Here is a 21,989-nt window from a genome sequence, read left to right as displayed (position 1 = left end):
CGCATCGCTGACTTCCTTCAGAAAGCGAGCGCAGGCATGGGCGAAAACTTCTCGGGCGGCGACAGCGCCCCACCCGATATCTGCGCCGAGCGCGGAATCAGGCAGCGGTAACCCGTACGCGGTCGGGAACCGGAAAAATGTCCGTCGCGGCGATCGAACGCCCGTCATCGCAGCCCAGGCGCGCGCTGTCCGTCGCCTCCAGCACCGGTGCAATCGGTGGGCCCGGCCACGTCCTCGTGACAGTGACCGGTGAGGTCGACGCCGCCAACGCCAAGGAGTTCGCGGCTCTGGTCGCTGAAACGATCGCGGACGCACAGCACGTCACCCTTGATCTGTCCGGTCTGGGCTTCTTCGCCTTCGACGGGGTCACCGCCCTTCGCGCCCTCAACGCCCGGCTCCTTCGGGCCGGTGTGCCGTGGCGCGTGCTGCCCGGTGCCGTCGTGTCCAGGGTTCTCGCACTGTGTGATCCCGAGGAGCTGATTCCGGTGGTCCGCGTGAACCCGCCGACGCCGCCTCGCAGACCCCGACTGCGGCTGGTGGGCTAGTTCGCACCCCTTCCTGTGACGGTCGTGGCGCCTGTTGTTGATTTGCTGCCGTGTCGCCTGTGATTTACCGCTCACTTTGTCGACGAAAGGTAAGAAACCTTTATAAATGCTGTCGACCACATTATTCGGAAAGTCTTGCGGTAGCAGTATTTACACAGGTCATGGACTGTCTTGGAGTTGCCGAAATTTGGTAACAATCGGGTAACGCACGCTTTTCTAAGCGGTGTCTGAGAGGTTCACAGGTCGTCTCAGGTGCCGCTTTTCGCACCGCCGCGGGATGTCGGATTTCGTCGCTAGAATCGGTTCAGACCGCGCCGATTTGGCGCGTTATGACTTGAAATCTAGGGCCGGTTGCACGCGATGCCGGTGGAGGTACCGATTTTCGATGGTTGACTTTTTGATGCCTGAACATGCGCCTACGGCGATGGGTGCGGTGAAGCTGAGCCGAGGACCGATCGGCGATATCGCCGCAACCGGCACCGGTGCAACCGTGGTGACGCACCCGGGCGACGACAGCGTCGCGGTGCTCAATCCCCGCACCCTCGCCGCTGAGGCCATAGTCGCAGTCCACGGTGAGCCCTTCGCGGTGGCAGTCCACGACGACCGCGCTTACATCAGCACGTCGTCCTGGACCCACAAGGACGAGGTGACGGTCCTGGACACCGCGACCAAGTCGGTGATCGCTTCGTATCCGCTGGCGGACAACGTCACGGCACTGGTCGTGAGCCCCGACGGCAAGCGCGTCTACGCCGGTCGAACCGGTGACGGGCGCATCGACGTCGCGGTGATCGACATCCCCGCCGACCGCGTGGGCACCATCGACATCGCGACCGGCGCGGGCATCGGCATCGATGCCCTCGCGATCGACCCGACCGGAACGCGGCTGTACGTCGCGACCACCGACGCGCGGGGCAGCGCGGTCCTCACCGTCGAACTCGAGACCGGCCGGGTCGGCGGTGCGGTGCGTATCGGTGCGCCAATTCGCGATATCGCGCTCGCCGACGGCGCGGCGTTCGTCCTGAGCTCGGACCGGACCCGCGGTGGTGTGGTCCACGTGATCGAGTTGTCCTCGGGACGCATCACCGATGTCATCGAGGTCGGCCGCGCCCCAACGCAGCTCGCGATGGGCGAGGACAAGAGTAGGGCCTACATCGTCGACTATGACCACGTCGCGGTGCTGTGCACGCTGACCCTTCAGATCGTCGACACGATCACCGTCGACGGCCGGCCGTCCTGCGTGGCAGTCGATTCGCATGGTGGCCGGCTCTACGTGGCCGACTACTCGGGCGGGGTGGCGATGTTCGCCGTCAACGCGTCGATGCCGCTGCTGTATTCGGAGTTCGTCGCGACGGACCCGATCGTCGCCCCCAAGGTGCGCGAGCTGGAGCCGGTCACCGCTTAGGGAGCGCAGAAAGGGTCACGACATTCGCAGCTCGTGCGCGGCGACGGCGAAGATTTCGTCGCCTGAGCCGATCGCGACGAAGTGCCCTGCTCCGTCGACGGGATGCCATACCGAACCCGGCATCGAATGCGACACCGCCTTGTTGATCGGATCGGGCACGAGTCGGTCGTCGAGCCCCTGCCACAGATGCACCGGCCTCGCGATCCGCGAGATGTCGAAGTCCCACGCCCGGTAGAGCACTTCCGCGTCACGGACCAAGCCGTCCGAGCCGTGAGCGAAGCATTCGGCGACCGCATTCATGAACGTCGTTTCGACCTCCGGGCGACTCAGTATCTGTCGGTCGTGCTCACCGACCGACCTGCGGAGGGTCTTGACGAATCCGTCGCGCCTGTTCTTGGCGGAGTATCCGAGCGCGGCATACATGAGGCGAAAAGCGGGCTTGAACCGTAGCGCGAGGAAGCCGCCAAGGGCATCGATCTTCGACAGGTACGGCGCCGCGGAGTTGTCACCGAAAGCGCCGTAACTGCCGGGCGCGATACTGCTGACATGGCGCAGCCGCCCGCTGTCGATGTAGGCGGCGGCCGCCAGCGCCCATGGGCCGCCTTCCGACCAGCCCGTCACGCCGAACTCCCGGTAGCCCAACGCATCCGCGATGGTCGTCAGGTCGTCGGCCCAGCCCGCGTACGACCGGACCTTCTGAACGCTCGACTGTCCCATACCCGGGCGGTCGACGCCGACGAGCCGGATCCCGTTCTTGGCCGCCGAGTCCGCCAACAGCAGGACCTCCAAGCGGCTGCTGGGCCCACCGTGGTTGTGCATGACAAGGGGACCGTTCGGGTCGCCGACCTCGGCGAGGGCCAGTCGACGACCGTCGCGCGTCCTCACTTCCGCAGTCACATCGTCCTTCCACCAAATTGCGTTGAACCTTCGTCGCGGCTGTCCCGTCGTACCACCTGAAAGGCCACCGGGGCCTTCGGGTCACGAAGGGAGCGCGGTATGCGCGCAATACTGTTGACAATGGTCGGGCTGGCCGCGGTGGCATGCGGTGTGATTCTCACGCCGGCGGCCATCGCGTCGGCGGCTGATTCGGCGGAGCTGACCATCGCCACACTCGAGGCCCAAGGCTTCGACGTCAAGGTCAATCGGATCGGGAGTGCGCCCCTCGACGAGTGCGTCGTCACCGATATCCGAAATGCTCGTGAGCGAACCGAATTGGTGCGACGAGGCGACGATCTGGTGCAGGTGGTGGCCCAGCGCACGATCACCGTCATCGCGGATTGCTCACGCTGATGCGGCGGCTTCGGTGTAGTTGGTCGCGCTTGCCGCAACAAACCACACCGAAGTCGCTAGCGACCGCTGCAGTCCAGCGACACCGAGATCGGCTTGCTGATGGTCACGGGGAACAGCACCCCGTCCTGATTTCCGCCGAGCAGGGGCACCAGCTGGGTGAACTCCTGGGGATTGCGCACGCTGGTGACCACGCAGTCGGACAGCGGGGCCGTGCCGATCTTGTCGATGGTCACGTTGTACCCCTGATCCTGCAGCTTGCTGATGACCTCCTGGGCCGATTCCTGATCGTCGGCCGATGCGACGCCCGCGGGCAGCATGACAGCCGCGCACACGACGGTGGCGACTCCGGCGAGGGTCCGTGTGGTCCGCATGCGGTCCATGATTCCCTATCAGCGCTCGGCGCGCTGGTAAGCAGTCACAACCGCGGCGCCCCCGAGCCCGATGTTGTGCTGCAGCGCGGCGGTGACGCCCTCGACCTGTCGCTTGTCGGCCGCACCGCGCAACTGCCACGTCAGCTCCGCGCACTGCGCGAGACCCGTCGCACCGAGCGGGTGTCCCTTGGAGATCAGCCCGCCGGAGGGGTTGACCACCCACCGCCCGCCGTAGGTGGTGTCGTTGTTGTCGATGAGCTTGGGCGCCTCACCCTCGGCGCATAGGCCCAGCGCCTCGTAGAGCAGTAGCTCGTTGGCCGAGAAGCAGTCGTGCAGCTCGATCACCTGAAAGTCGGCCGGTCCCAGCCCCGACTGGTCGTAAACCTGCTGCGCGGCTTTGACATTCATGTCGTAGCCAATGAGGTTCTTGGCGCTGCCGTCGAAGCTGGACCCGAAGTCGGTGGTCATCGCCTGACCGACGATCTCCACCGCCTGGTCCGCCAGGCCGTGCCTGTCGACGAAGTCCTCGCTTGCCACGATCGCCGCACCGGAGCCGTCCGACGTGGGCGAGCACTGCAGTTTGGTCAGCGGGTCGGAGATCATTTTCGCGGCCAGGATGTCGTCGAGCGTGTACTCCTCCTGGAACTGCGCATGCGGATTGTTCACCGAATGCTTGTGGTTCTTGTACCCGATCTTCGCGAAATGCTCTGCGGTGCTTCCATGTTGGCGCATGTGCTCGCGACCCGCGGCGCCGAACATCCACGGTGCGACGGGGAATCCGAACTCGTCGATCTCGGCCATCGCCGCGACGTGCTTAGCCATCGGGGATTCCCGATCGTCGTGGCCACCTTGGAGTGACCCCGGCTGCATCTTCTCGAAACCAAGAGCGATGACGCAGTCGGCGAGCCCGCCGCGAATCGTCTGCGCGGCAAGGAACAGCGCTGTCGAACCGGTCGAGCAGTTGTTGTTGACGTTGGCGATCGGAATCCCCGTCAAGCCGAGTTCGTAGAGCGCCCGGTTGCCCGAGGTCGAGTCACCGGCGACGTAGCCGACGAATCCCTGCTGGACTTCGGAGTAGTCGATGCCGGCGTCGTCGAGTGCCTTGGTGCCCGACTCCTTGGCCATCTGAGGGTAGTCCCACCCTTCACGGCGGCCCGGCTTCTCGAATTTCGTCATTCCGACACCGACGACGAAGACCCTGTTTTTGGCGGTCGACATTGATGATCCTTTCGCTGCGCTGCGATCGACAGAAACATACAGCGCGCCACCTGTCTAGCGGCCGACGAAAGCGTCGAGAAACTGCCCCGGAGCCCCGCGGCACCGAGCCCGATCTTGATTACGGCCGTCGCAGCCATTGTGGCCCGCGCGGGACGGGTTGTGGTGTAGACCTGCAAGAGTAGAACGTGTTCTAGTTTCGCGTGAGGAGTCGGTTATGGGCCTACGGGTGGTGCAGTGGGCGACCGGTGGCGTCGGCGTCGCAGCGATCAAGGGTGTGCTCGAACATCCCGACCTCGAACTCGTCGGATGCTGGGTGCACTCGCCGACGAAGGCAGGCAAGGACGTCGGCGAGATCGTCGGCATCGGGCCGGTGGGGGTGACCGCGACCAACAGCCTCGACGACATCCTCGCCCTCGACGCCGACGCGGTGATCTACTCACCGCTGTTGCCCAATCCGGACGAGGTGGCCGCATTGTTGCGGTCCGGTAAGAACGTCGTCACCCCGGTCGGATGGGTGTATCCCAGCGCCCGGCAGGGCACGCCTTTGCAAGAGGCGGCGCTCGCGGGAAATGCCACGCTGCACGGCACCGGCATCGCGCCAGGCGGGATCAGCGAGAAGTTTCCGCTCCTGTTCTCCGCGTTCTCGACCGGCGTGACATTCGTTCGGGCCGAAGAGTATTCCGACCTTCGCACCTACGAGGCACCCGACGTCGTGCGGCACGTGATGGGCTTCGGTGAGGTTCCGGAGAAGGCGCTCAGCGGACCGATGCAGAAGCTGCTCGACGGCGGCTTCATCCAGGCGGTGAAGATGATCGTCGACAAGGTGGGTTTCCGTGCCGATCCGAAAGTCCGTTCCGCGCAGGAGATCGCGGTCGCCACTGCACCGATCGAATCACCGATCGGTGTCATCGAGCCGGGGCAGGTCGCGGGCCGCAAATTCCACTGGGAGGCCCTCGTCGACGAGGAACCGGTGGTGCGAGTCACCGTGAACTGGCTGATGGGTGAGGAAAACCTCGACCCCGCTTGGACATTCGGCCCCGAAGGCCAGCGGTACGAGATGGAGGTCCGCGGCAACCCGGATGTCAACATCGTCGTCAAGGGCTTTCAGTCGGCGGTCGGCGGAGAGGGCCCGGAGTACGGCATCGTCGGCACCGCGGCGCACTGCGTGAACTCGGTGCCCGCGGTGTGCGCCGCAGAACCCGGCATCGCAACGTATCTCGATCTGCCGTTGATCAGCGGCAGGGCGGCGCAGGGCCTCGCGTAGCGTCGGGGGCCGCGCGGGCGACGCCGCTCACCTGGCACACTCACGGGCTGTGACGAGACGTGCACTGGTACTGGCCGGCGGCGGCGTGGCGGGTATCGCATGGGAGACCGGCATCCTGACCGGCATCGCCGACGAGTCGCCCGCGACCGCCGATGCGTTGTTGGCCTGCGACGTTCTGGTCGGCACATCGGCGGGTTCGACGGTCTCCGCACAACTCGGGAGCGGCCTCGGCCTGCCCGCGTTGTTCGACCGGCAGACCTCGGCGACATCGTCGGAGATCAACCCCGGCGCGGGGATCGAGACGATCACCCAGATGTTCCTCGACGCGATGACCGCTCCCGGTTCGAAAACCGAGAAACTGCAGCGGATCGGTGCGATCGCGCTCGCCGCGGACACCGTCACCGAAGACGTGCGGCGAAGGGTGATCGAGCAGCGACTGCCGTCGCACGACTGGCCCGACCGCGATCTGCGCATCACCGCCATCGACACTGAGACCGGAGAACTGGTGGCGTTCGACCGCACTTCGGGCGTCTCGCTGGTCGACGCGGTCGCGGCCAGCTGCGCGGTGCCCGGTGTGTGGCCGCCGGTCACCATCGGGTCGCGCCGCTTCATGGACGGCGGCGTCGGTAGCACCGTCAACCTGGCCGTGGCCGACGACTGCGATGTCGTGGTCGCCCTGATCCCACAGGGCCTGTCGTCGCCGTCACCGTTCGGGGCGGGCGCCAGGGACGAGGTCACCACGCGCAACGCTTTCGGCGTGTTCGCCGACGACGAGTCGCTGGCGGCGTTCGGCGCCAACCCGCTCGACCCCGCGTGCCGGACACCGTCTGCGCATGCGGGACGCAGACAGGGCCGCGGCGTCGCCGCTCAGATCGCCGAGCATCTCGGCATCTAATCCTCGGTCACGGTGGGTGTTTCGGGCTTGGTGTCGAACGCGTCCAGTGCGGCGGCCGCCAACTCGATACCGATGTCGATCACTTCGGCTGCGCGGTGGAATTCCAGGCTCCGACAAGCCGAACGGGGTACCTCGATGAGCATGTCGGGCGGATAACCGGCGAGCTGGTGCCGCGCAAGCGCGGCCTGCGCGATGTCGATCGTGCGGTTCATCACTTCGAAGCTGCCGAGCTTGGGCACCACGGACGCTTCCTTCGTCGCGTCGACGAGCTCCTTCTCGCTGTCTCCGCCCGCCGGATAGTCCTCCGGTGCCGCGCCGAAGCGGGTCAGCATCGCATTCGACTCGAACAGCGACGCGGTGCTGCGCCACACCCTCGCCAGCCACTCGGTGGTGGCGCGTTGACCCTGTCCTGCTGGTTCTACAGGTTCTTCGCTGCCGCCGGCCTCGCTGCCGGCCAAGGATACCGCGATGGTCAGGTCGGCGTTGACGGCTGCGATCGGCGCCATGGGCAGCGGTTCGAGGATGCCGCCGTCGGCGAGCAGGCGCCCGTCGAGCACATGCGGCGCGATCACCCCGGGGATCGCGATCGACGCTCGGATCGCGGCGTCCACCGGGCCCCTCTGCAGCCAAACCGACTTGCCCGCGATGAGGTCGGTCGCGACCGCGGTGTAGGGGATCGGCAGGTCCTCGATGCGCACCTCGCCCAGGATGTCGCGAACAGCGTCGAGGATCTTGGTCGCGCGCAGCACGCCCGCCGCGGTGATCGAGGGATCGAGCAGCCGCAGCACGGCACCCTGGGTGAGCGACTTCGCCCAGTCGGAGAACTCGTCGAGCTTGCCCGCCGCGTGCAGCCCGCCGACGAGAGCGCCCATGGACGATCCTGCGATGCCGACGATCTCGTAGCCGCGGTCCTGAAGTTCCTCGATCACCCCGATGTGGGCGTAGCCGCGGGCGCCACCGCTGCCCAGCGCCAGCGCGACCCGCTTGCCAGCCATGCCGCCATTGTCGCCTGCCGGCGCCGGTTGTGGCCGCCGGTTTCAGGCGCAGAGGCCGTCGGCCGCCGCCTGCACGGCGACGATGACCGCGGCCTGACGCGGCGGCGGCAACTGCGTCCATGGTGTGTCGTACGTTCCAGGCCCGGCCGAATCCGTGGATTGCACCATGCCGAGGTAGGGCTCGATCTGTGACTTCGGGTCACCACCCTGTTCGTCCATCCACTGCCGCGCTGTGGCGCAGGCCTTGAAGTACTCCTCCTCGGTCGAGTCGGCGGGAGCGCCGACCGCGGTGGTGACACCGTCGGGGGAGACGGCGACCGAACCCGGTGCCGCGGTGGGCGTTTCCGAGCTGGTGGCCGTGGGCGTCGAGTCGGCCGACGGCTCGGAGGTGTCTTCGGTACCCGACGAGCATCCCGCGACGACACCCACCATCACTGCGGCCGCCGCGACACCGTGACGCATGCGCATGCCCGTCAATCTAGGCAACGGCTTGCCCGTGACAGACACCGGGCTGCACCGATCGGTGAGGTTGCGCTCACGGTGAATCTATCCGCCGACCCCGCAAATACGTGCCTGGCCTGCGACGACAGGCGCCGAGCGTGCGGGACCGTCACCTCCTGCCGGGTTGGAATGGCACGCCCATGCCAGGCTTGCCCTCATGACGACCGGACGTCAGGAGTGTTGAAGGCCCTAGCGCCGCCCCCTGCCCGTTTCCGGTTCTCTTGGAGCTCCCATGGCCTCCCCTGCAGTTCTGCCCTCTGCCGCACCCGCGGTGTCCGCACCGACGCGGCTGCGGCTGCCCGATCTGTTGCTTGCTTCGGACCGCTGCGCCGACGAGGTGCTCACCGGTCGCTACAACCACCTGCTGCCTGCTGGCGGACCGCCTCGCGACGAACGCTGGTTCACCCGCCTCCATGGTGATGACGAGCTCGACATCTGGCTGATCAGCTGGGTGCCCGACCGGTCGACCGAGATGCACGACCACGGCGGCTCTCTTGGGGCCCTGACGGTGATCTCGGGCGCATTGCGTGAGACCCGCTGGGATGGTGGAGCGTTGCGGCGTCGCCGGCTGCACGCCGGGGATCAGGCGGCCTTCCCGCTGGGGTGGGTGCACGACGTGGTGTGGGCACCCGACGGTGACACGTCGGCCCCGGTCGCGCCCGCGCTGAGCGTGCATGCCTATTCGCCGCCGTTGACCGCGATGTCGTATTACGAGGTGACGGAACGGAACACGTTGCGCCGCAACCGGACCGAGCTAACCGATGGACCGGAGGGGTGATCGTGACAAGTCGCATCGACCGGATCCTGGACGACGCCCGCGCCCGCCTGCACCGGTTGCCCGCGGCCGAGGTGCCCGCGGCGTTGGACCGCGGAGCGATCCTGGTCGACATCCGTCCGCAAGCCCAACGCGCACGCGAGGGGGAGGTGACAGAAGCGTTGGTGATCGAACGCAACGTGCTCGAATGGCGTTGCGACCCGACCAGCGAGGCGCGGCTGCCACAGGCCGTCGGCGATGACGTCGAGTGGGTGGTGCTGTGTTCGGAGGGTTACACCTCGAGCCTGGCGGCGGCGGCGCTGCTCGATCTGGGACTGCACCGCGCGACCGATGTCATCGGCGGATATCACGCGTTGAAAGACGTTCTTGCCTAATCCTTCTCGTCGCTGCTCAGCAGCGGCCGCAGGCGCTCGGTCTTCTCCGGTTTCCAGCCCGGCGGCTGCAGGATCGCCGCCCACGCGTTGGCCACATCCCTGACGTAGACGTGACCGTGCCCGTCGGGCACATCCACAGCCACGGCCATGTCCGCCGACACCTGGAGGAACGTCACCACGGGTATCCACTGCATCCGGCCGGAGACGTCGTAACCTCGCGGCTCCTTGAGCCAATCCGGTTCGGCGAACAGCAGATCCGGGTTGAACCACGCGATCGGGTCCGACGCGTGCTGCAGGTACACCACCCGCGGATCCCCCCAGGGGCCGTCCGGCCGGCTCAAATCCTGGGCGCGGGCGGCGAAGTGGACGTTCTCGCCGTCGTCGTAGATTGGCAGCCACATCGGGGAGCCGGGGTCGCGGTCACGGGTCAGCTGCGTCCAGATCGTGTTGTTGAACGTGGGGCCGCTGAACAGGGCACCGTCCGTGCGGGCGATGAGGTTGTTGAGCGCGAGGAAAGGCGCTTCACCGCCGAATGATCCGAGGCTCTCCCCGAACACGACCAGGCGCGGTCGCTGCGCCTCGGGCATCTCTCGGATCAGCGCGTCGACGGCCTCGAACAGCGCCTGACCCGCCTGTCGTGCGTTCTCCTTATCCACGAGGAACGACAGCCAACTCGGCAGAAACGAGTACTGCATCGACACGATTGCGGTGTCGCCGTTGTACATGTATTCCAGCGCAGAGGCTTCGGCTTCGTTGATCCAGCCGGTGCCGGTGGTGGTGGCCACGGCGACGACGTCGCGGTCCAGTCCGCCGGTGCGCTGCAGTTCGCGGGCCGCCAGCGCGGCGGTGGCCTTGATTCCGTCCGCGGAATGCAGACCGGCGTAGACGCGGATCGGTTCGACGGCAGGCCGGCCGTTGAACTCCGTCAACTGCTCGACCGTCGGCCCCGCCGCCACGAATATCCGGCCCTGGTGGCCAAGGGATTCCCAGCTGGCCAGCGACTGGGGACCGCCGGACCGCAACGGTGATGTGGGCGCAGTGAAATCCGGGTCGGTTTCGTCGTTGACTGCCGCGAACGTGTTGTTGATCGTACTCATCGCGAAGCGCACCACGATGCCGTTCAGCAGCGCGATGGTGAGCGCGATCAGCAGCACCACCACCACAACCGCCGAAACCCTCGGCGGTGCAACGCGTTCGAGTTGCCGGACCAGGAAGCGCACGAGCCTGCCGATCAGCTGCCCGATCTCGACGAGCACGAACAGCGTCACGATGGACAGCACGGCGGTCAGAGGATGATCCCAGAAGCCCATACGCGGAACACCGTTGAGATCGCGGACCTCGTCCTGCCAGATGTGGAAGTAGACGATCATCAGGATCTGGCCGATGACGCCGATGACCACCAGGGCGATCCAGGCCTGTCGCGGGGCGGGCGGGCTGCTGTCCTTGGACCGCATGTAGCGCACGAGCCACACCACGAACACGCCGAGTGCATAACCGAAAGCGCCTGCGCCTCCGCTGACCAGCCCCTGGAACAGCGGACCTCGCGGGAGCAGCGACGGCGTCATCGACAGCCACAGGAAAACCAAGCCCAGCGCGGTGCCGGTGAAGGTGTAGTTGCGCACCCACCAGGGCGTGTCCTTGGATGTCTTGACCGGCTTCTCCCGCGGCTCTTCGACCGTGGTGTCGGTGTCGTCGCGGGTGTCGGTCACCACCGCAGATTAACGGTGGCGGAAGGCCGGTGGGCGCTTCTCGGTGAACGCGTTCATGCCCTCGGTCTGGTCGTCGGTCGCGAACGCGGAGTGGAACAGCCTGCGCTCGTACAGAAGGCCCTCGGCCAGGGTCGATTCGAAGGCACGGTTGACGGCCTCCTTCGCCATCCGCGATGCCGACAGCGACATTCCGGCGATGGTCTTGGCGACCGCGTTGGCCTCGTTGAGCAGTGTGTCGGCGGGCACCACCCGGGATACCAGGCCCGCTCGTTCGGCCTCCTCGGCGCCCATGTTGCGACCGGTGAGGATCAGGTCCATGGCCTTGGCCTTGCCGATAGCGCGGGTCAGCCGCTGCGAGCCGCCCATGCCGGGCAGCACGCCGAGCTTGATCTCGGGCTGGCCGAATTTCGCGGTGTCGGCGGCGATCAGCAGATCGCACATCATCGCCAACTCGCAGCCACCGCCCAGCGCGTAGCCGGCGACGGCGGCGATCGTGGGGGTGCGGGTGGCGGCGAACGAACCCCAGGCTGCGAAGAAGTCGGTGGCGAAGACGTCGGCGAACGACAGGCTCGCCATCTCCTTGATGTCGGCTCCGGCAGCGAACGCCTTCTCGTTACCGGTGATGATGATGGCGCCGATCGCCGGATCGTTGTCCAAATCGGCTGCCGCGGAGGTGACTTCGTCCATCACCTGGCTGTTGAGCGCGTTGAGTGCCTTCGGCCGGTTCAACGTGATGGTCGCGACACGGTCGTCACGCGTGACGAGAATAGTGGAGAAGCTGGTGTCGTCATTCATCTTTGAACTCCAGTTCGCGATCGGCCGGCGCGAAGTAGTCCTCCACGTCGGCTGTGGTGACCGCCGCCAACGAGGCGGGCGACCATTTCGGATTGCGGTCCTTGTCGACAACCTGGGCGCGGATACCCTCGACGAAGTCGTGGGAGCGCAGGGCCCCGCACGAGGTCCGGTATTCCTGGCGCAGCACGTCTTCGAGTGTGTCGAGTTCGGCGGCGCGGCGCAGGGCTTCCAGCGCGACGGAAACCGAGACGGGCGAGCGGCTCTCGATGAGGTCGGCCGCCTCGCCGGCAGCCGCGTCTTCGTGGGAGCGCAGGGCCGCGACGATGTCGAGGACGGTCTCACCGGCATAACAGCGGTCGATCCATTCGCGTTGCCGCAGAAGGTCACTCGGCGGTGGCTCGATGGCATGGGCGGCCAGTGCGTCATTGATCCCGGCCGCGAGGATCGCGGCCTTGAAGTCGGCGAGCTTGTCGTGGGGGACGAAGTGGTCGGCGAAACCCATCGCGATCGCGTCGGCTCCGTCGAAGTTCGCGCCCGTGAGCGCGGCGTGGTAGCCGAGTAGCCCGGGTGCGTGCGACAGGATCAGCGTGCCGCCGACGTCGGGAACGAAGCCGATGCCGACCTCCGGCATCGCCATCTTGGTGGTGTCGGTGACGACGCGCACGCTGCCGTGGGCGCTGACCCCGACGCCGCCGCCCATCACGATGCCGTCCATCAGGGCGACATACGGTTTGGCGAACCGGCCGATCTGGGCGTTGAGCAGGTATTCGTCGTACCAGAAGAGGCGCGCTTCACGCCCTTTGTCAGGTCCCTCGGCCCTGGCGCTGTGATAGAGCGCGACGATGTCGCCGCCCGCGCACAGGCCGCGTTCGCCGGCGCCGTCGACGACGACGGCGGTGACGGCATCGTCGTCGGCCCATTCGGCCAGCACACGCGACATCGCGGTGACCATGGAGTGGTTCAGCGAATTGATGGCCTTGGGCCGGTTGAGGGTGATCAGGCCGACGCCGCGGTCAACGGTTACTAGGACATCCTCGTTTTCGCCCACGAGTATGCAATCTAGAACGTTGCCCGACCTGCGAATGCTTTGGGTAGGGTTTCTCGTGAACCAGCTGGGAAAGTGATCGGCGCGGCCGGGAACCGACCAGGGACATGATTCGTTGACGGTGTGTTCGCCGATTGACGATCGACATCATCAGGAGAGGAACCCACGGTGCGGGAATCCAGCAACCCCGTATTTCGATCCCTGCCAAAGTCGCAGGGCGGATATGCGCAGTTCGGAACAGGGGCCGCCGCCTACGGTACGCAGGCGGTCCACGCCGACCCCTATGTGACGCAGTACCCGGAGCAGCGCCAGGCCGGCGTTGCCCGCCCGATGACCATCGACGATGTCGTCACCAAGACCGGCGTCACGCTGGCGGTGTTGGCGGCCGTCGCAGTGGTCACCTACTTCCTGGCGGCGGTGAACCCGGCTATTGCCCTTCCGCTGGCGATGGTCGGAGCGATCGGCGGCCTGGTGTTGGTCCTGGTGGCCACCTTCGGTCGCAAGCAGGACAACCCCGCGATCGTCTTGAGCTACGCGGGCCTGGAGGGTCTTTTCCTGGGCGCCATCTCGTGGGTGTTCGGTAGGAGTGTCGAGATCGCGGGCGGCAGCGCGGGCGCGCTGATCACCCAGGCGGTGCTCGCCACGTTCGGCGTGTTCTTCGGCATGCTCGTCGTCTACAAGACCGGCGCCATCCGCGTCACCCCGAAGTTCACCCGCATGATCGTCGCCGGCCTGTTCGGTGTCCTGGTGCTCATGCTCGGCAACCTGGTGCTGGCGATGTTCGGTGTCGGCGGCGGCGAGGGCATGGGCCTGCGCGCCGGTGGTCCGATCGCGATCATCTTCTCGCTGGTCTGCATCGGCCTGGCCGCGTTCAGCTTCCTGATCGACTTCGATTCGGCCGATCAGATGATCCGCGCCGGTGCACCGGAGAAGGCGGCGTGGGGCGTCGCGCTCGGCCTGACCGTCACGCTGGTCTGGCTGTACATCGAAATCCTGCGACTGCTGTCGTACTTCCAAAGCGATTAGCAGCTTGACGAGAAGGCCCGGCACGAAATGTGCCGGGCCTTTTCGTTTTCGCGGGCTCTTCGCGGGCTAGGAGAGCCGCTCGATCACCATCGCCATGCCCTGGCCGCCGCCGACACACATCGTCTCGAGGCCGAACGTCTTGTCGTGGGTCGTCAGGTTGTTCAGCAGCGTCGCGGTGATCCGCGCGCCGGTCATGCCGAACGGATGGCCCAGTGCGATCGCACCGCCCGAGACGTTGAGCTTGTCCTCGTCCATGCCCAGTTCGCGCGCCGAGCCGAGCACCTGCACCGCGAACGCCTCATTGATCTCGTAGAGGTCGATATCGCCGATCGACATGCCGGCGTTGGCCAGCGCCTTCTTCGTCGCCTCGATCGGGCCGAGACCCATGATCTCCGGCGACAGCCCGCTCACCCCCGTCGAGACGACACGCGCCAGCGGCGTCAGGCCCAGCTCGCGAGCCTTGGTGTCCGACATGACGATCAACGCGGCGGCGCCGTCGTTGAGTGGGCAGGCGTTGCCGGCCGTCACGGTGCCGTTCGGCCGGAACACCGGCTTGAGTTGGCTGATCTTCTCGTAGGTGGTCCCGGCCCGAGGGCCATCATCGGTGGACACGACGGTTCCGTCGGGCAGCGTCACCGGGACGATCTCGCGCTCGAAGAAGCCGTTCTTGATGGCCTCCTCGGCCCGGTTCTGCGACCGAACACCCCAGTGGTCCTGGTCCTCGCGGCTGATGCCGGTGTACAGCGCCACGTTTTCGGCGGTCTGGCCCATCGCGATGTAGACATCCGGCAGCAAGCCGTCCTCGCGCGGGTCGTGCCACTCCTCGGCACCGGCGGCCGCTTGATCCGAGCGGCTCATCGCGTCGGCGAACAACGGGTTCTTGCTGTCGGGCCAACCGTCCGCCGTACCCTTCGGGAACCGCGAAACCGTCTCCACGCCAGCCGAAATGAACGCATGTCCCTCGCCGGCCTTGATCGCGTGGAACGCCATGCGCGTGGTCTGCAGCGACGACGAGCAGTAGCGGTTCACCGTCGTCCCCGGCAGGAAGTCGTAGCCGAGCTGCACGGCCACCGCCCTGCCGACGTTGAAGCCGGCCTCGCCTGCGGGCTGGCCGCAGCCCATGATCAGGTCGTCGATCTCCCGCGGATCCAGTGCGGGCACCTTGTCCAGCACCGCGCGCACCATCTGCGCGGCCAGGTCGTCGGGACGGATGTCGACCAGCGAACCCTTCGCGGCGCGGCCGATCGGCGACCGCGCGGTCGCGACAATGACGGCTTCAGGCATGGTGTCTCCTCGCATTGACGGCTATGGGGAGAACCTAGCTCGCGGACGCCACGATGGGTGCGGGGACCCCAGTCGACCGCCGCCACAGCCGGCTCAACCCGCCCACCCGGGCCAGCAGCGCGAAGCCCTCACCCGAGCGCGTCCGCCACGGTAACTCCGGCGACGCGCCACCGAGCCAGTCGCTCAACGCATTACACAGCGCGGGCAGCAGTTGGTTGGCTGCCAGCGCATAGCCGGCGCCGGATGGGTGGAACATGTCGGGCGAGAACAGCACGTCGGGGGTGGTCCGGAAGTGCGGCGCCAGCAGGTCGGCCAGCGGCACGGGAACCCCGCCCTCGGCTCGCACCGCAGCCGTCTGAGCCCGGGCAAGCTGCAGGCCCCGGCTGCGTGTCACCGCGCGCAGGGGCTGCGGTATCGCGGTGATGACGCCGAAGTCAGGGCACGTTCCCACCACCACGACGGCGCCCGCGGCCCGCAACCTGCGCACCGCCTTTCCCAGTCGGCGCGCCGACGGTCGGATGCCGTTAGGCCGGGTGATGTCGTTGGCGCCGATCATGATCACCGCGGCGTCGGGCGGTGGGCCCGCGACGAACATCGCGTCGATCTGGCCCGACAGTCCCTTCGACGTCGCCCCGACGATCGCCTTGGTGCTCAGCCGGATCCGCTTACCGGAGACCTCGGCCAGACCCCTCGCGAGCAGGACTCCGGGCACCTCCTCGGCGGAGGAGGCGCCGTAACCGGTTGCGGTGGAGTCGCCGAAGACCATCAGATGCAGGTCGAACGGCACTTCACGGCGCCAGCGCTCGAGGGGACCGCCGCCGGGTGCGTAGACGCCGTCGGCGCGGGGCGGGATGTCCCACGCGTGCGGAATGACCCGACGAGCCTGATCGGCCTGCCCGATCAGCAGGTTGCGCGCCCCGACATAGGCCGAACCGACCGAGGCGAGCGTGGCCGCGGCTGCGAAGGCGATGGTGCTCGTCCGTCGTGGTGTGCCCACGTCGGCAAGTTTAAGTGGCTTTTCTGGGGTATCCGCGTGGCGAGAAGCGATAAGGGATCACATTGCGGTATCAACTCCGGTATCGAATATGACTCACTAATTGTTGAAACGAACGTAAGCTGTCAAGCTAAGGTGCGAGTCACGTCCAGAAAATTAGGCGTGCTCAGCACCGCGGCGGCTTGAAACGTCGGAGGGGGTGGTTGTAATGACCGCACCAAGCAAATCCAGCCATGTTCGCCCGCGAGGCATACCGCCCGCTCACACGCGTAAGCCCCGTAAGTTCCCGGTCAGTGACGGAGCGCCGGTAGAGGTCGTCGAGGACGGCCCGAGCCTTGGCGGTCGGCTTGCATCGCTCGCGGCCCTGCTAACTGTTCGACCCACGCTAGCTATCGGCAGCTATGCGCCGAAGCTGCCGTGGCCCTGGGGTTTTGTCGACTTCGTCTCGCGCATCGCGCGGCCTGCGCCGGGCACCGTGCGGGCCACGATTTCTTTGCCGAATTGCACTGCGCAACTCGTCCGGGCACCCGGTGTGCTGCCCGCGGACGGCAAACGCGGCGTCATCCTTTACTTGCACGGCGGCGCATTTCTGACCTGCGGTGTCAACTCGCACGGCCGCCTGGTGCAGGCGCTGTCGGGCTACGCCGATTGTCCAGTGCTGGTCGTCAACTACCGGATGATCCCGAAGCACTCCGTCGGCATGGCGATCGACGACTGCTACGACGCCTACCAGTGGCTGCGCCTGCACGGCTACGAGCCCGACCAGATCGTCCTGGCCGGGGACTCCGCGGGCGGCTACTTGGCGCTGGCCCTGTCCGAACGCCTGCAGCGCGAAGGCCTTAAGACTGAGGTGCCTGCCGCGATGGTGACGATGTCGCCCCTCTTTGAGATCGACAACGAGGCGCGGGCCAACCACCCGAACATCCGCACCGACGCGATGTTCCCGCCACGGGCGTTCGAAGCGCTCGTCGACCTGATCGAGGACGCGGCGCGGCATGGTCGCAAGGATGGCAAGCCCGAAGAGGTCTACGAGCCGCTCGACCACATCGAACCCGGGCTGCCCCGCACGCTGATCCACGTCTCGGGCTCCGAGGTACTGGTGAGCGATGCGCGCAAGGCCGCGCGGCGCCTGGCTGCGGCCGGTGTGCCGGTCGAAGTCCGCGTCTGGCCGGGGCAGATGCACGTGTTCCAGATCGCGGCGCCGATCGTGCCCGAGGCGAAACGCTCGTTGCGCCAGATCGGCGAATACATCCGCGAGGCCACCTGGTAGCCGACCTGGTGACGGCGGGAGTCGCCTGACACGATGGAGTCATGCGGATCGCCCGGCACGTCAGTGAACTCATCGGCAATACCCCCCTGGTACAGCTGAACTCTGTTGTGCCGCCGGGGGCCGGTATGGTCGCGGCCAAGATCGAGTACCTCAACCCCGGCGGCAGCTCGAAGGACCGCATCGCGATCAAGATGATCGACGCTGCCGAGGCCATCGGGGAGCTCAAGCCCGGCGGCACGATCGTCGAACCGACGTCGGGGAACACGGGGGTGGGGCTGGCGCTGATCGCCCAACAGCGGGGCTACAGGTGCATCTTCGTCTGCCCAGACAAGGTCGGCGAGGACAAGCGCAACGTGCTGCGCGCATACGGCGCCGACGTGGTGGTGTGTCCGACCGCGGTGCCACCCGATCATCCCGACAGCTACTACAGCGTCTCCGACCGGCTGGTCGGGGAGATCGACGGTGCGTGGAAGCCGGACCAGTACTCCAACCCGATGGGGCCCGAGTCGCACTACGAGACCACCGGCCCGGAGATCTGGGCCGACACCGACGGCAAGGTCACGCATTTCGTGGCGGGTGTGGGCACCGGGGGCACCATCACCGGCGCCGGTCGCTACCTGAAGGAAGTGTCCGACGGCAAGGTGCGGGTCATCGGCGCCGATCCGGAGGGTTCGGTGTACTCCGGCGGCTCGGGACGGCCGTATCTGGTGGAGGGCGTGGGCGAGGACTTCTGGCCCAAGGCTTACGACCCCGCGGTGCCCGACGAGATCATCGCGGTTTCTGATGCCGATTCGTTCGAGATGACGCGCAGGCTGGCGCGCGAAGAGGCGCTGCTCGTCGGCGGGTCGTGCGGTATGGCAGTGGTGGCCGCCAACAAGGTCGCCGAACAGGCCGGCCCCGACGCACTGGTTGTCGTGCTGTTGCCCGACGGCGGAAGAGGCTATCTCGCAAAGGTTTTCAACGACGATTGGATGTCGTCGTACGGCTTCCTGCGTAGCCGGATGGACGGGTCGGTGGAGGAGTCCACGGTCGGTGAAGTGCTGCGCGGCAAGTCGGGGGCGTTGCCGGACCTCGTGCATACGCACCCGTCGGAGACCGTTCGCGACGCCATCGGGATCCTGCGCGAATACGGCGTCTCGCAGATGCCCGTCGTCGGTGCCGAACCGCCGGTAATGGCCGGGGAGGTCGCGGGCAGCGTGTCCGAACGCGAACTGCTCTCCGCGGTGTTCGAGGGACGGGCCAAGCTCGCCGATGCGGTGGCCGAGCACATGAGCCCGCCGATGCCGCTGATCGGCGCCGGCGAACTGGTCAGTGCCGCAGCGAAAGAACTTCGCGAGTGTGACGCGGTGATGGTGGTCGAGGAGGGTAAGCCCGTCGGCGTGCTGACCCGCCACGACCTGCTCGGTTTCCTGTCTGATGGAAGTAAGCGCCGGGTTCGCTAGCGCCTCACCGTCATCGGGCCGGTGTTTCGCACAGAAAACTCTGCACAAAGCGGCTTCTCGGGTAGATTAGGCACGCTTGATCCCAGCTAAGCCATTGACTGGAGCCGTCCATGAGCGATGAACCGCCGCCTCCGGCAAGCGGTCCGTCTTCACCCGACGGTTCGCAGGGCGGCGGAACTCCGCCACCGCAAATGGTGACCGGCTATCCACCTCCAGCGCAACCGGTTCAAGCACTACCGAGAGAGGCTTACACGCCCTGGTTCACTCGCGTCTTGGCATGGCTGATCGATAACATCCCCACGTTCCTCATCCTCGGCATCGGCTGGGCCGTGTTACTCGCAACGCAGGAAACCACCTGCGTGACAGAGTATTCAGAAACCGACATGCGTGAGATCTGCGTGATGGAGCCGTCGATGCTGGGGCAGGCGTCGGCCGCCCTCATCGCTCCGGTACTCGTTCTTACATACGTGATCTGGAACTACGGTTACCGCCAGGGGACCACCGGCTCCAGCATCGGCAAGTCGATGCAGAACTTCAAGGTAGTCAGTGAAAAGACCGGGCAGCCAATCGGGTTCGCTATGTCGATCCTGCGGCAACTGGCGCATACCATCGACGCCGCGATCTGCTATATCGGCTATTTGTTCCCGCTGTGGGACGCCAAACGGCAGACCAATGCGGATAAACTCGTCTCCACCGTCTGCTTACCGCTGTAGTCAACCGGGAAGGTCACATGACTGATCAACCGCCCCCTCCGCCGGAATACAATCCTCCGCCACCACCCGGTGGTTATCCGCCACCGGGGCAGGCCGGTTACCCGCCTCCAGGCGGCTATCCGCCGCCGGGTGAGCCGGGATACCCTGGCGTTCAGAGGTATAGCGTCGGACAGGCGTTCTCGTGGGCGTGGGGGAAGTTCACCTCCAATGCCGCCGCACTGATCGTTCCGACGCTGGTCTACGGGCTGATCATCGCCCTGCTACAGGTGCTATTTGGCGTCCTGTCGGCCCTCGTGGAACCGGAATCGACCAGTTACACGTCCGACGGCGATGGTTTTGCCTTCTCGTTCAATGTGTCTGGACCCGCCAGCCTCACCATCACCATTGTCGGCTGGCTAGTCTCCCTCGTCGTAGGCGGAGCTATCCAATCCGCCTACTACAATGGCATGTTGCGTATCGCCAACGGTCAACCGGTAAATATCGGATCGTTCTTCAAACCGCGTAGCGTGGGCAGCGTCATCATCGCCAGCCTGATCGTCGGATTCCTTTCTTCAATCGGCTATGCGCTGTGCTTCGTTCCCGGTTTCATCGTGACCATCTTCACGATGTTCACCGTGATCGCCCTGCTGGACCGCAACCTCTCGCCGATCGACGCGATCAAAACGAGCTTCGACATCGCGAAGAATAACTTCGGTCAGGTGCTGCTGACATTGCTGGCTGTCTTCGCCATCACGGTCGTCGGGGCGTTGCTCTGCGGCGTGGGTCTGCTCGTCGCGCTTCCGCTGGTCGCGCTCATCGAGGTGTACGCCTATCGCAAGCTCAGCGGGGGCCAGGTGGCCGACCTCAACCCGCAACCATTACCGCCCGGTCCGCCGCCTCAAGTCACCCCGCAGCAGTAACCGATCATCGGAAGGCGCTGACGCCGGTCAGCGCCTCTCCGATGACCAACTGATGCACCTCCGAGGTGCCCTCGTACGTCAGCACCGACTCCAGGTTGTTGGCGTGCCGGATGACCGGATACTCCAGGGTGATCCCGTTGGCGCCCAACAGGGTTCGACACTGACGGGCGATCTGGATGGCCTCGCGGACGTTGTTCAGCTTACCGAGGCTGACCTGCTCGGGCTTGATCTTGCCCTCGTCCTTGAGCTTGCCGAGGTGAAGGGCGAGGAGTTGAGCTTTGCCGAGTTCGACTGCCATATCGGCGATTTTGGCCTGAGTCAGCTGGTAGCCCGCCAGCGGTTTGTCGAACACCTCCCGTGTGCCGACGTAGTCGAGCGCGCTCTGCAGGCAGTCCCTGGCGGCGCCGACACTGCCGAACACGATGCCGAACCTGGCCTCCGACAGGCAGCTGAGCGGCCCGGACAGTCCGCGCGCGTCGGGAAGCTTCGCGTCGGCCGGCAACCGGACGTCGTCGAGGTGCAATTCCGAGGTGACCGAGGCCCGCAGCGACAACTTGTGTGTCATGTCGGTCGCGGAGAATCCCGGCGTTCCGGCGGGCACCAGGAATCCGGCGACCCCGTCGTCGGTTCGGGCCCACACGACCGCCAGATCGGCAACCGACCCGTTGGTGATCCACATCTTCGAACCGCGCACGATCCAGTCCGATCCGTCCCGCTTGGCGGTCGTGCGCATCCCGCCCGGATTGGAGCCGAAGTCGGGTTCGGTCAGCCCGAAACACCCGATGGCCTCACCGGTGGCCATCGCAGGCAGCCACTGGTTGCGCTGCTCCTCGCTGCCCCAGCGGTGGATCGCGAACATCGCCAGCGAGCCCTGCACCGACACCAGGCTGCGCAGCCCGCTGTCCACCGCCTCGAGTTCCTGGCACACCAGGCCGTAGGCCGTCGCGGTCGATCCGCCGCAGCCGTAACCCTTGAGGTGCATGCCCAGAAGCCCGAGCTTGCCGAACTCGGCGGCCAGTTCGCGAACCGGCACCTGACCGGTTTCGAACCACTCGGCGATGAACGGCCGCAGCCGCTGTTCGCCGAACCGGCGCACGGTCTGGCGCAGCTCGATGTCCTCGGGTGAGAGCAGGGAATCCAGCTCGAGCATGTCCTCGAGGCGGGTCGCAGAATTCATGGGAC

23 protein-coding genes are annotated in these 21,989 nt (G+C 66.3%); 12 read left to right on the top strand and 11 right to left on the bottom strand.

Annotated features, from left to right (window positions below; genetic code table 11):
- Positions 1–137 precede the first annotated feature (137 nt).
- Both CEX88_RS07440 and CEX88_RS07435 read left to right on the top strand, forming a co-directional pair.
- A complete protein-coding gene (locus CEX88_RS07440) occupies positions 138–545 on the top strand; it encodes an STAS domain-containing protein (RefSeq protein ID WP_094292986.1) in 408 nt (135 codons plus the stop codon).
- A gap of 385 nt (positions 546–930) precedes the next feature.
- The gene (locus tag CEX88_RS07435) at positions 931–1,947 is read left to right on the top strand and encodes a YncE family protein (protein WP_126315827.1); all 1,017 of its coding nucleotides are present in this window, start codon (positions 931–933) and stop codon (positions 1,945–1,947) included.
- A gap of 15 nt (positions 1,948–1,962) precedes the next feature.
- Here the strand turns inward: CEX88_RS07435 and CEX88_RS07430 are convergent, their stop codons facing one another.
- Entirely contained in the window at positions 1,963–2,844 is an 882-nt protein-coding gene (locus tag CEX88_RS07430; protein ID WP_238381981.1) for an alpha/beta fold hydrolase, read from the bottom strand.
- Positions 2,845–2,943: 99 nt separating this feature from the next.
- On the opposite strand from CEX88_RS07430, the gene CEX88_RS07425 reads away from it, so the two are divergent.
- A complete protein-coding gene (locus tag CEX88_RS07425) occupies positions 2,944–3,237 on the top strand; it encodes a hypothetical protein (RefSeq protein WP_094292984.1) in 294 nt (97 codons plus the stop codon).
- A gap of 56 nt (positions 3,238–3,293) precedes the next feature.
- Here CEX88_RS07425 and CEX88_RS07420 read toward each other — a convergent pair whose 3' ends face one another.
- Entirely contained in the window at positions 3,294–3,608 is a 315-nt protein-coding gene (locus CEX88_RS07420; RefSeq protein WP_197696760.1) for a hypothetical protein, read from the bottom strand.
- Positions 3,609–3,626: 18 nt separating this feature from the next.
- On the bottom strand, positions 3,627–4,826 hold the full coding sequence (locus CEX88_RS07415; RefSeq protein WP_094292983.1) for a lipid-transfer protein: 1,200 nt from the start codon (positions 4,824–4,826) through the stop codon (positions 3,627–3,629).
- Between the two features lie 214 nt (positions 4,827–5,040).
- Between CEX88_RS07415 and CEX88_RS07410 the strand changes: the two genes are divergently transcribed.
- A complete protein-coding gene (locus tag CEX88_RS07410) occupies positions 5,041–6,090 on the top strand; it encodes an NAD(P)H-dependent amine dehydrogenase family protein (protein WP_094292982.1) in 1,050 nt (349 codons plus the stop codon).
- A 49-nt stretch (positions 6,091–6,139) separates the two neighbouring features.
- Positions 6,140–6,985: a patatin-like phospholipase family protein gene (locus CEX88_RS07405; RefSeq protein ID WP_094292981.1), complete on the top strand. Its 846-nt coding sequence runs from the start codon at positions 6,140–6,142 to the stop codon at positions 6,983–6,985.
- Here the strand turns inward: CEX88_RS07405 and CEX88_RS07400 are convergent.
- Both CEX88_RS07400 and CEX88_RS07395 read right to left on the bottom strand, forming a co-directional pair.
- Positions 6,982–7,980, bottom strand: coding sequence for a patatin-like phospholipase family protein (locus CEX88_RS07400; protein WP_094292980.1), 999 nt, complete (start codon positions 7,978–7,980; stop codon positions 6,982–6,984). The two genes, CEX88_RS07405 and CEX88_RS07400, sit on opposite strands and share 4 nt — an antisense overlap.
- A 42-nt stretch (positions 7,981–8,022) precedes the next feature.
- Positions 8,023–8,448, bottom strand: coding sequence for a lipoprotein LpqV (locus CEX88_RS07395; protein WP_094292979.1), 426 nt, complete (start codon positions 8,446–8,448; stop codon positions 8,023–8,025).
- A gap of 265 nt (positions 8,449–8,713) precedes the next feature.
- Between CEX88_RS07395 and CEX88_RS07390 the strand changes: the two genes are divergently transcribed.
- Positions 8,714–9,259 carry a cysteine dioxygenase gene (locus tag CEX88_RS07390; RefSeq protein WP_094292978.1) on the top strand — a complete coding sequence of 182 codons (546 nt, stop codon included), beginning with the start codon at positions 8,714–8,716 and terminating at the stop codon, positions 9,257–9,259.
- 2 nt (positions 9,260–9,261) lie between these two features.
- Positions 9,262–9,630: a rhodanese-like domain-containing protein gene (locus CEX88_RS07385; protein ID WP_094293106.1), complete on the top strand. Its 369-nt coding sequence runs from the start codon at positions 9,262–9,264 to the stop codon at positions 9,628–9,630.
- Here CEX88_RS07385 and CEX88_RS07380 read toward each other — a convergent pair.
- Genes CEX88_RS07380 through CEX88_RS07370 form a run of 3 tightly spaced genes read right to left on the bottom strand, consistent with a single transcriptional unit; the run spans position 9,627 to position 13,182 of the window.
- Positions 9,627–11,339 carry an alpha/beta hydrolase gene (locus CEX88_RS07380; protein WP_094293105.1) on the bottom strand — a complete coding sequence of 571 codons (1,713 nt, stop codon included), beginning with the start codon at positions 11,337–11,339 and terminating at the stop codon, positions 9,627–9,629. The two genes, CEX88_RS07385 and CEX88_RS07380, sit on opposite strands and share 4 nt — an antisense overlap.
- 9 nt (positions 11,340–11,348) lie before the next feature.
- Positions 11,349–12,134: an enoyl-CoA hydratase gene (locus CEX88_RS07375; RefSeq protein ID WP_094292977.1), complete on the bottom strand. Its 786-nt coding sequence runs from the start codon at positions 12,132–12,134 to the stop codon at positions 11,349–11,351.
- A complete protein-coding gene (locus CEX88_RS07370; protein ID WP_094292976.1) occupies positions 12,127–13,182 on the bottom strand; it encodes an enoyl-CoA hydratase/isomerase family protein in 1,056 nt (351 codons plus the stop codon). Before CEX88_RS07370 ends, CEX88_RS07375 begins: the two co-directional genes overlap by 8 nt.
- 165 nt (positions 13,183–13,347) lie before the next feature.
- On the opposite strand from CEX88_RS07370, the gene CEX88_RS07365 reads away from it, so the two are divergent.
- Positions 13,348–14,205 carry a Bax inhibitor-1/YccA family protein gene (locus CEX88_RS07365; RefSeq protein WP_066847260.1) on the top strand — a complete coding sequence of 286 codons (858 nt, stop codon included), beginning with the start codon at positions 13,348–13,350 and terminating at the stop codon, positions 14,203–14,205.
- Positions 14,206–14,271: 66 nt separating this feature from the next.
- Here CEX88_RS07365 and CEX88_RS07360 read toward each other — a convergent pair whose 3' ends face one another.
- Together CEX88_RS07360 and CEX88_RS07355 are read right to left on the bottom strand one after the other, a co-directional pair.
- Positions 14,272–15,489, bottom strand: a complete 1,218-nt coding sequence (locus CEX88_RS07360; protein WP_066847263.1) for an acetyl-CoA C-acetyltransferase — start codon at positions 15,487–15,489, stop codon at positions 14,272–14,274.
- 34 nt (positions 15,490–15,523) lie between these two features.
- Entirely contained in the window at positions 15,524–16,486 is a 963-nt protein-coding gene (locus tag CEX88_RS07355; RefSeq protein ID WP_094292975.1) for an SGNH/GDSL hydrolase family protein, read from the bottom strand.
- A gap of 205 nt (positions 16,487–16,691) precedes the next feature.
- On the opposite strand from CEX88_RS07355, the gene CEX88_RS07350 reads away from it, so the two are divergent.
- The 4 genes from CEX88_RS07350 (at position 16,692) to CEX88_RS07335 (ending at position 20,807) form a co-directional block, all read left to right on the top strand.
- Complete coding sequence (locus CEX88_RS07350) at positions 16,692–17,753, top strand: alpha/beta hydrolase fold domain-containing protein (protein ID WP_094292974.1); 1,062 nt, start codon at positions 16,692–16,694, stop codon at positions 17,751–17,753.
- A gap of 41 nt (positions 17,754–17,794) precedes the next feature.
- Entirely contained in the window at positions 17,795–19,195 is a 1,401-nt protein-coding gene (locus CEX88_RS07345; RefSeq protein WP_094292973.1) for a cystathionine beta-synthase, read from the top strand.
- Positions 19,196–19,305: 110 nt separating this feature from the next.
- On the top strand, positions 19,306–19,908 hold the full coding sequence (locus CEX88_RS07340) for an RDD family protein (protein WP_094292972.1): 603 nt from the start codon (positions 19,306–19,308) through the stop codon (positions 19,906–19,908).
- Between the two features lie 17 nt (positions 19,909–19,925).
- Positions 19,926–20,807 carry a hypothetical protein gene (locus tag CEX88_RS07335; protein WP_094292971.1) on the top strand — a complete coding sequence of 294 codons (882 nt, stop codon included), beginning with the start codon at positions 19,926–19,928 and terminating at the stop codon, positions 20,805–20,807.
- A 4-nt stretch (positions 20,808–20,811) separates the two neighbouring features.
- On the opposite strand, the gene CEX88_RS07330 is transcribed toward CEX88_RS07335, so the two are convergent.
- The gene (locus CEX88_RS07330; protein ID WP_094292970.1) at positions 20,812–21,984 is read right to left on the bottom strand and encodes an acyl-CoA dehydrogenase family protein; all 1,173 of its coding nucleotides are present in this window, start codon (positions 21,982–21,984) and stop codon (positions 20,812–20,814) included.
- Positions 21,985–21,989 lie beyond the last annotated feature (5 nt).

The sequence above is a fragment of the Mycobacterium neumannii genome (genome assembly GCF_002245615.1).
In the GTDB taxonomy this organism is placed as follows: Bacteria; Actinomycetota; Actinomycetes; order Mycobacteriales; family Mycobacteriaceae; genus Mycobacterium; species Mycobacterium neumannii_A.
The sequence above is the reverse complement of the archived record's forward strand: the minus strand, read 5'-3'. Positions and strand labels throughout refer to the sequence as shown.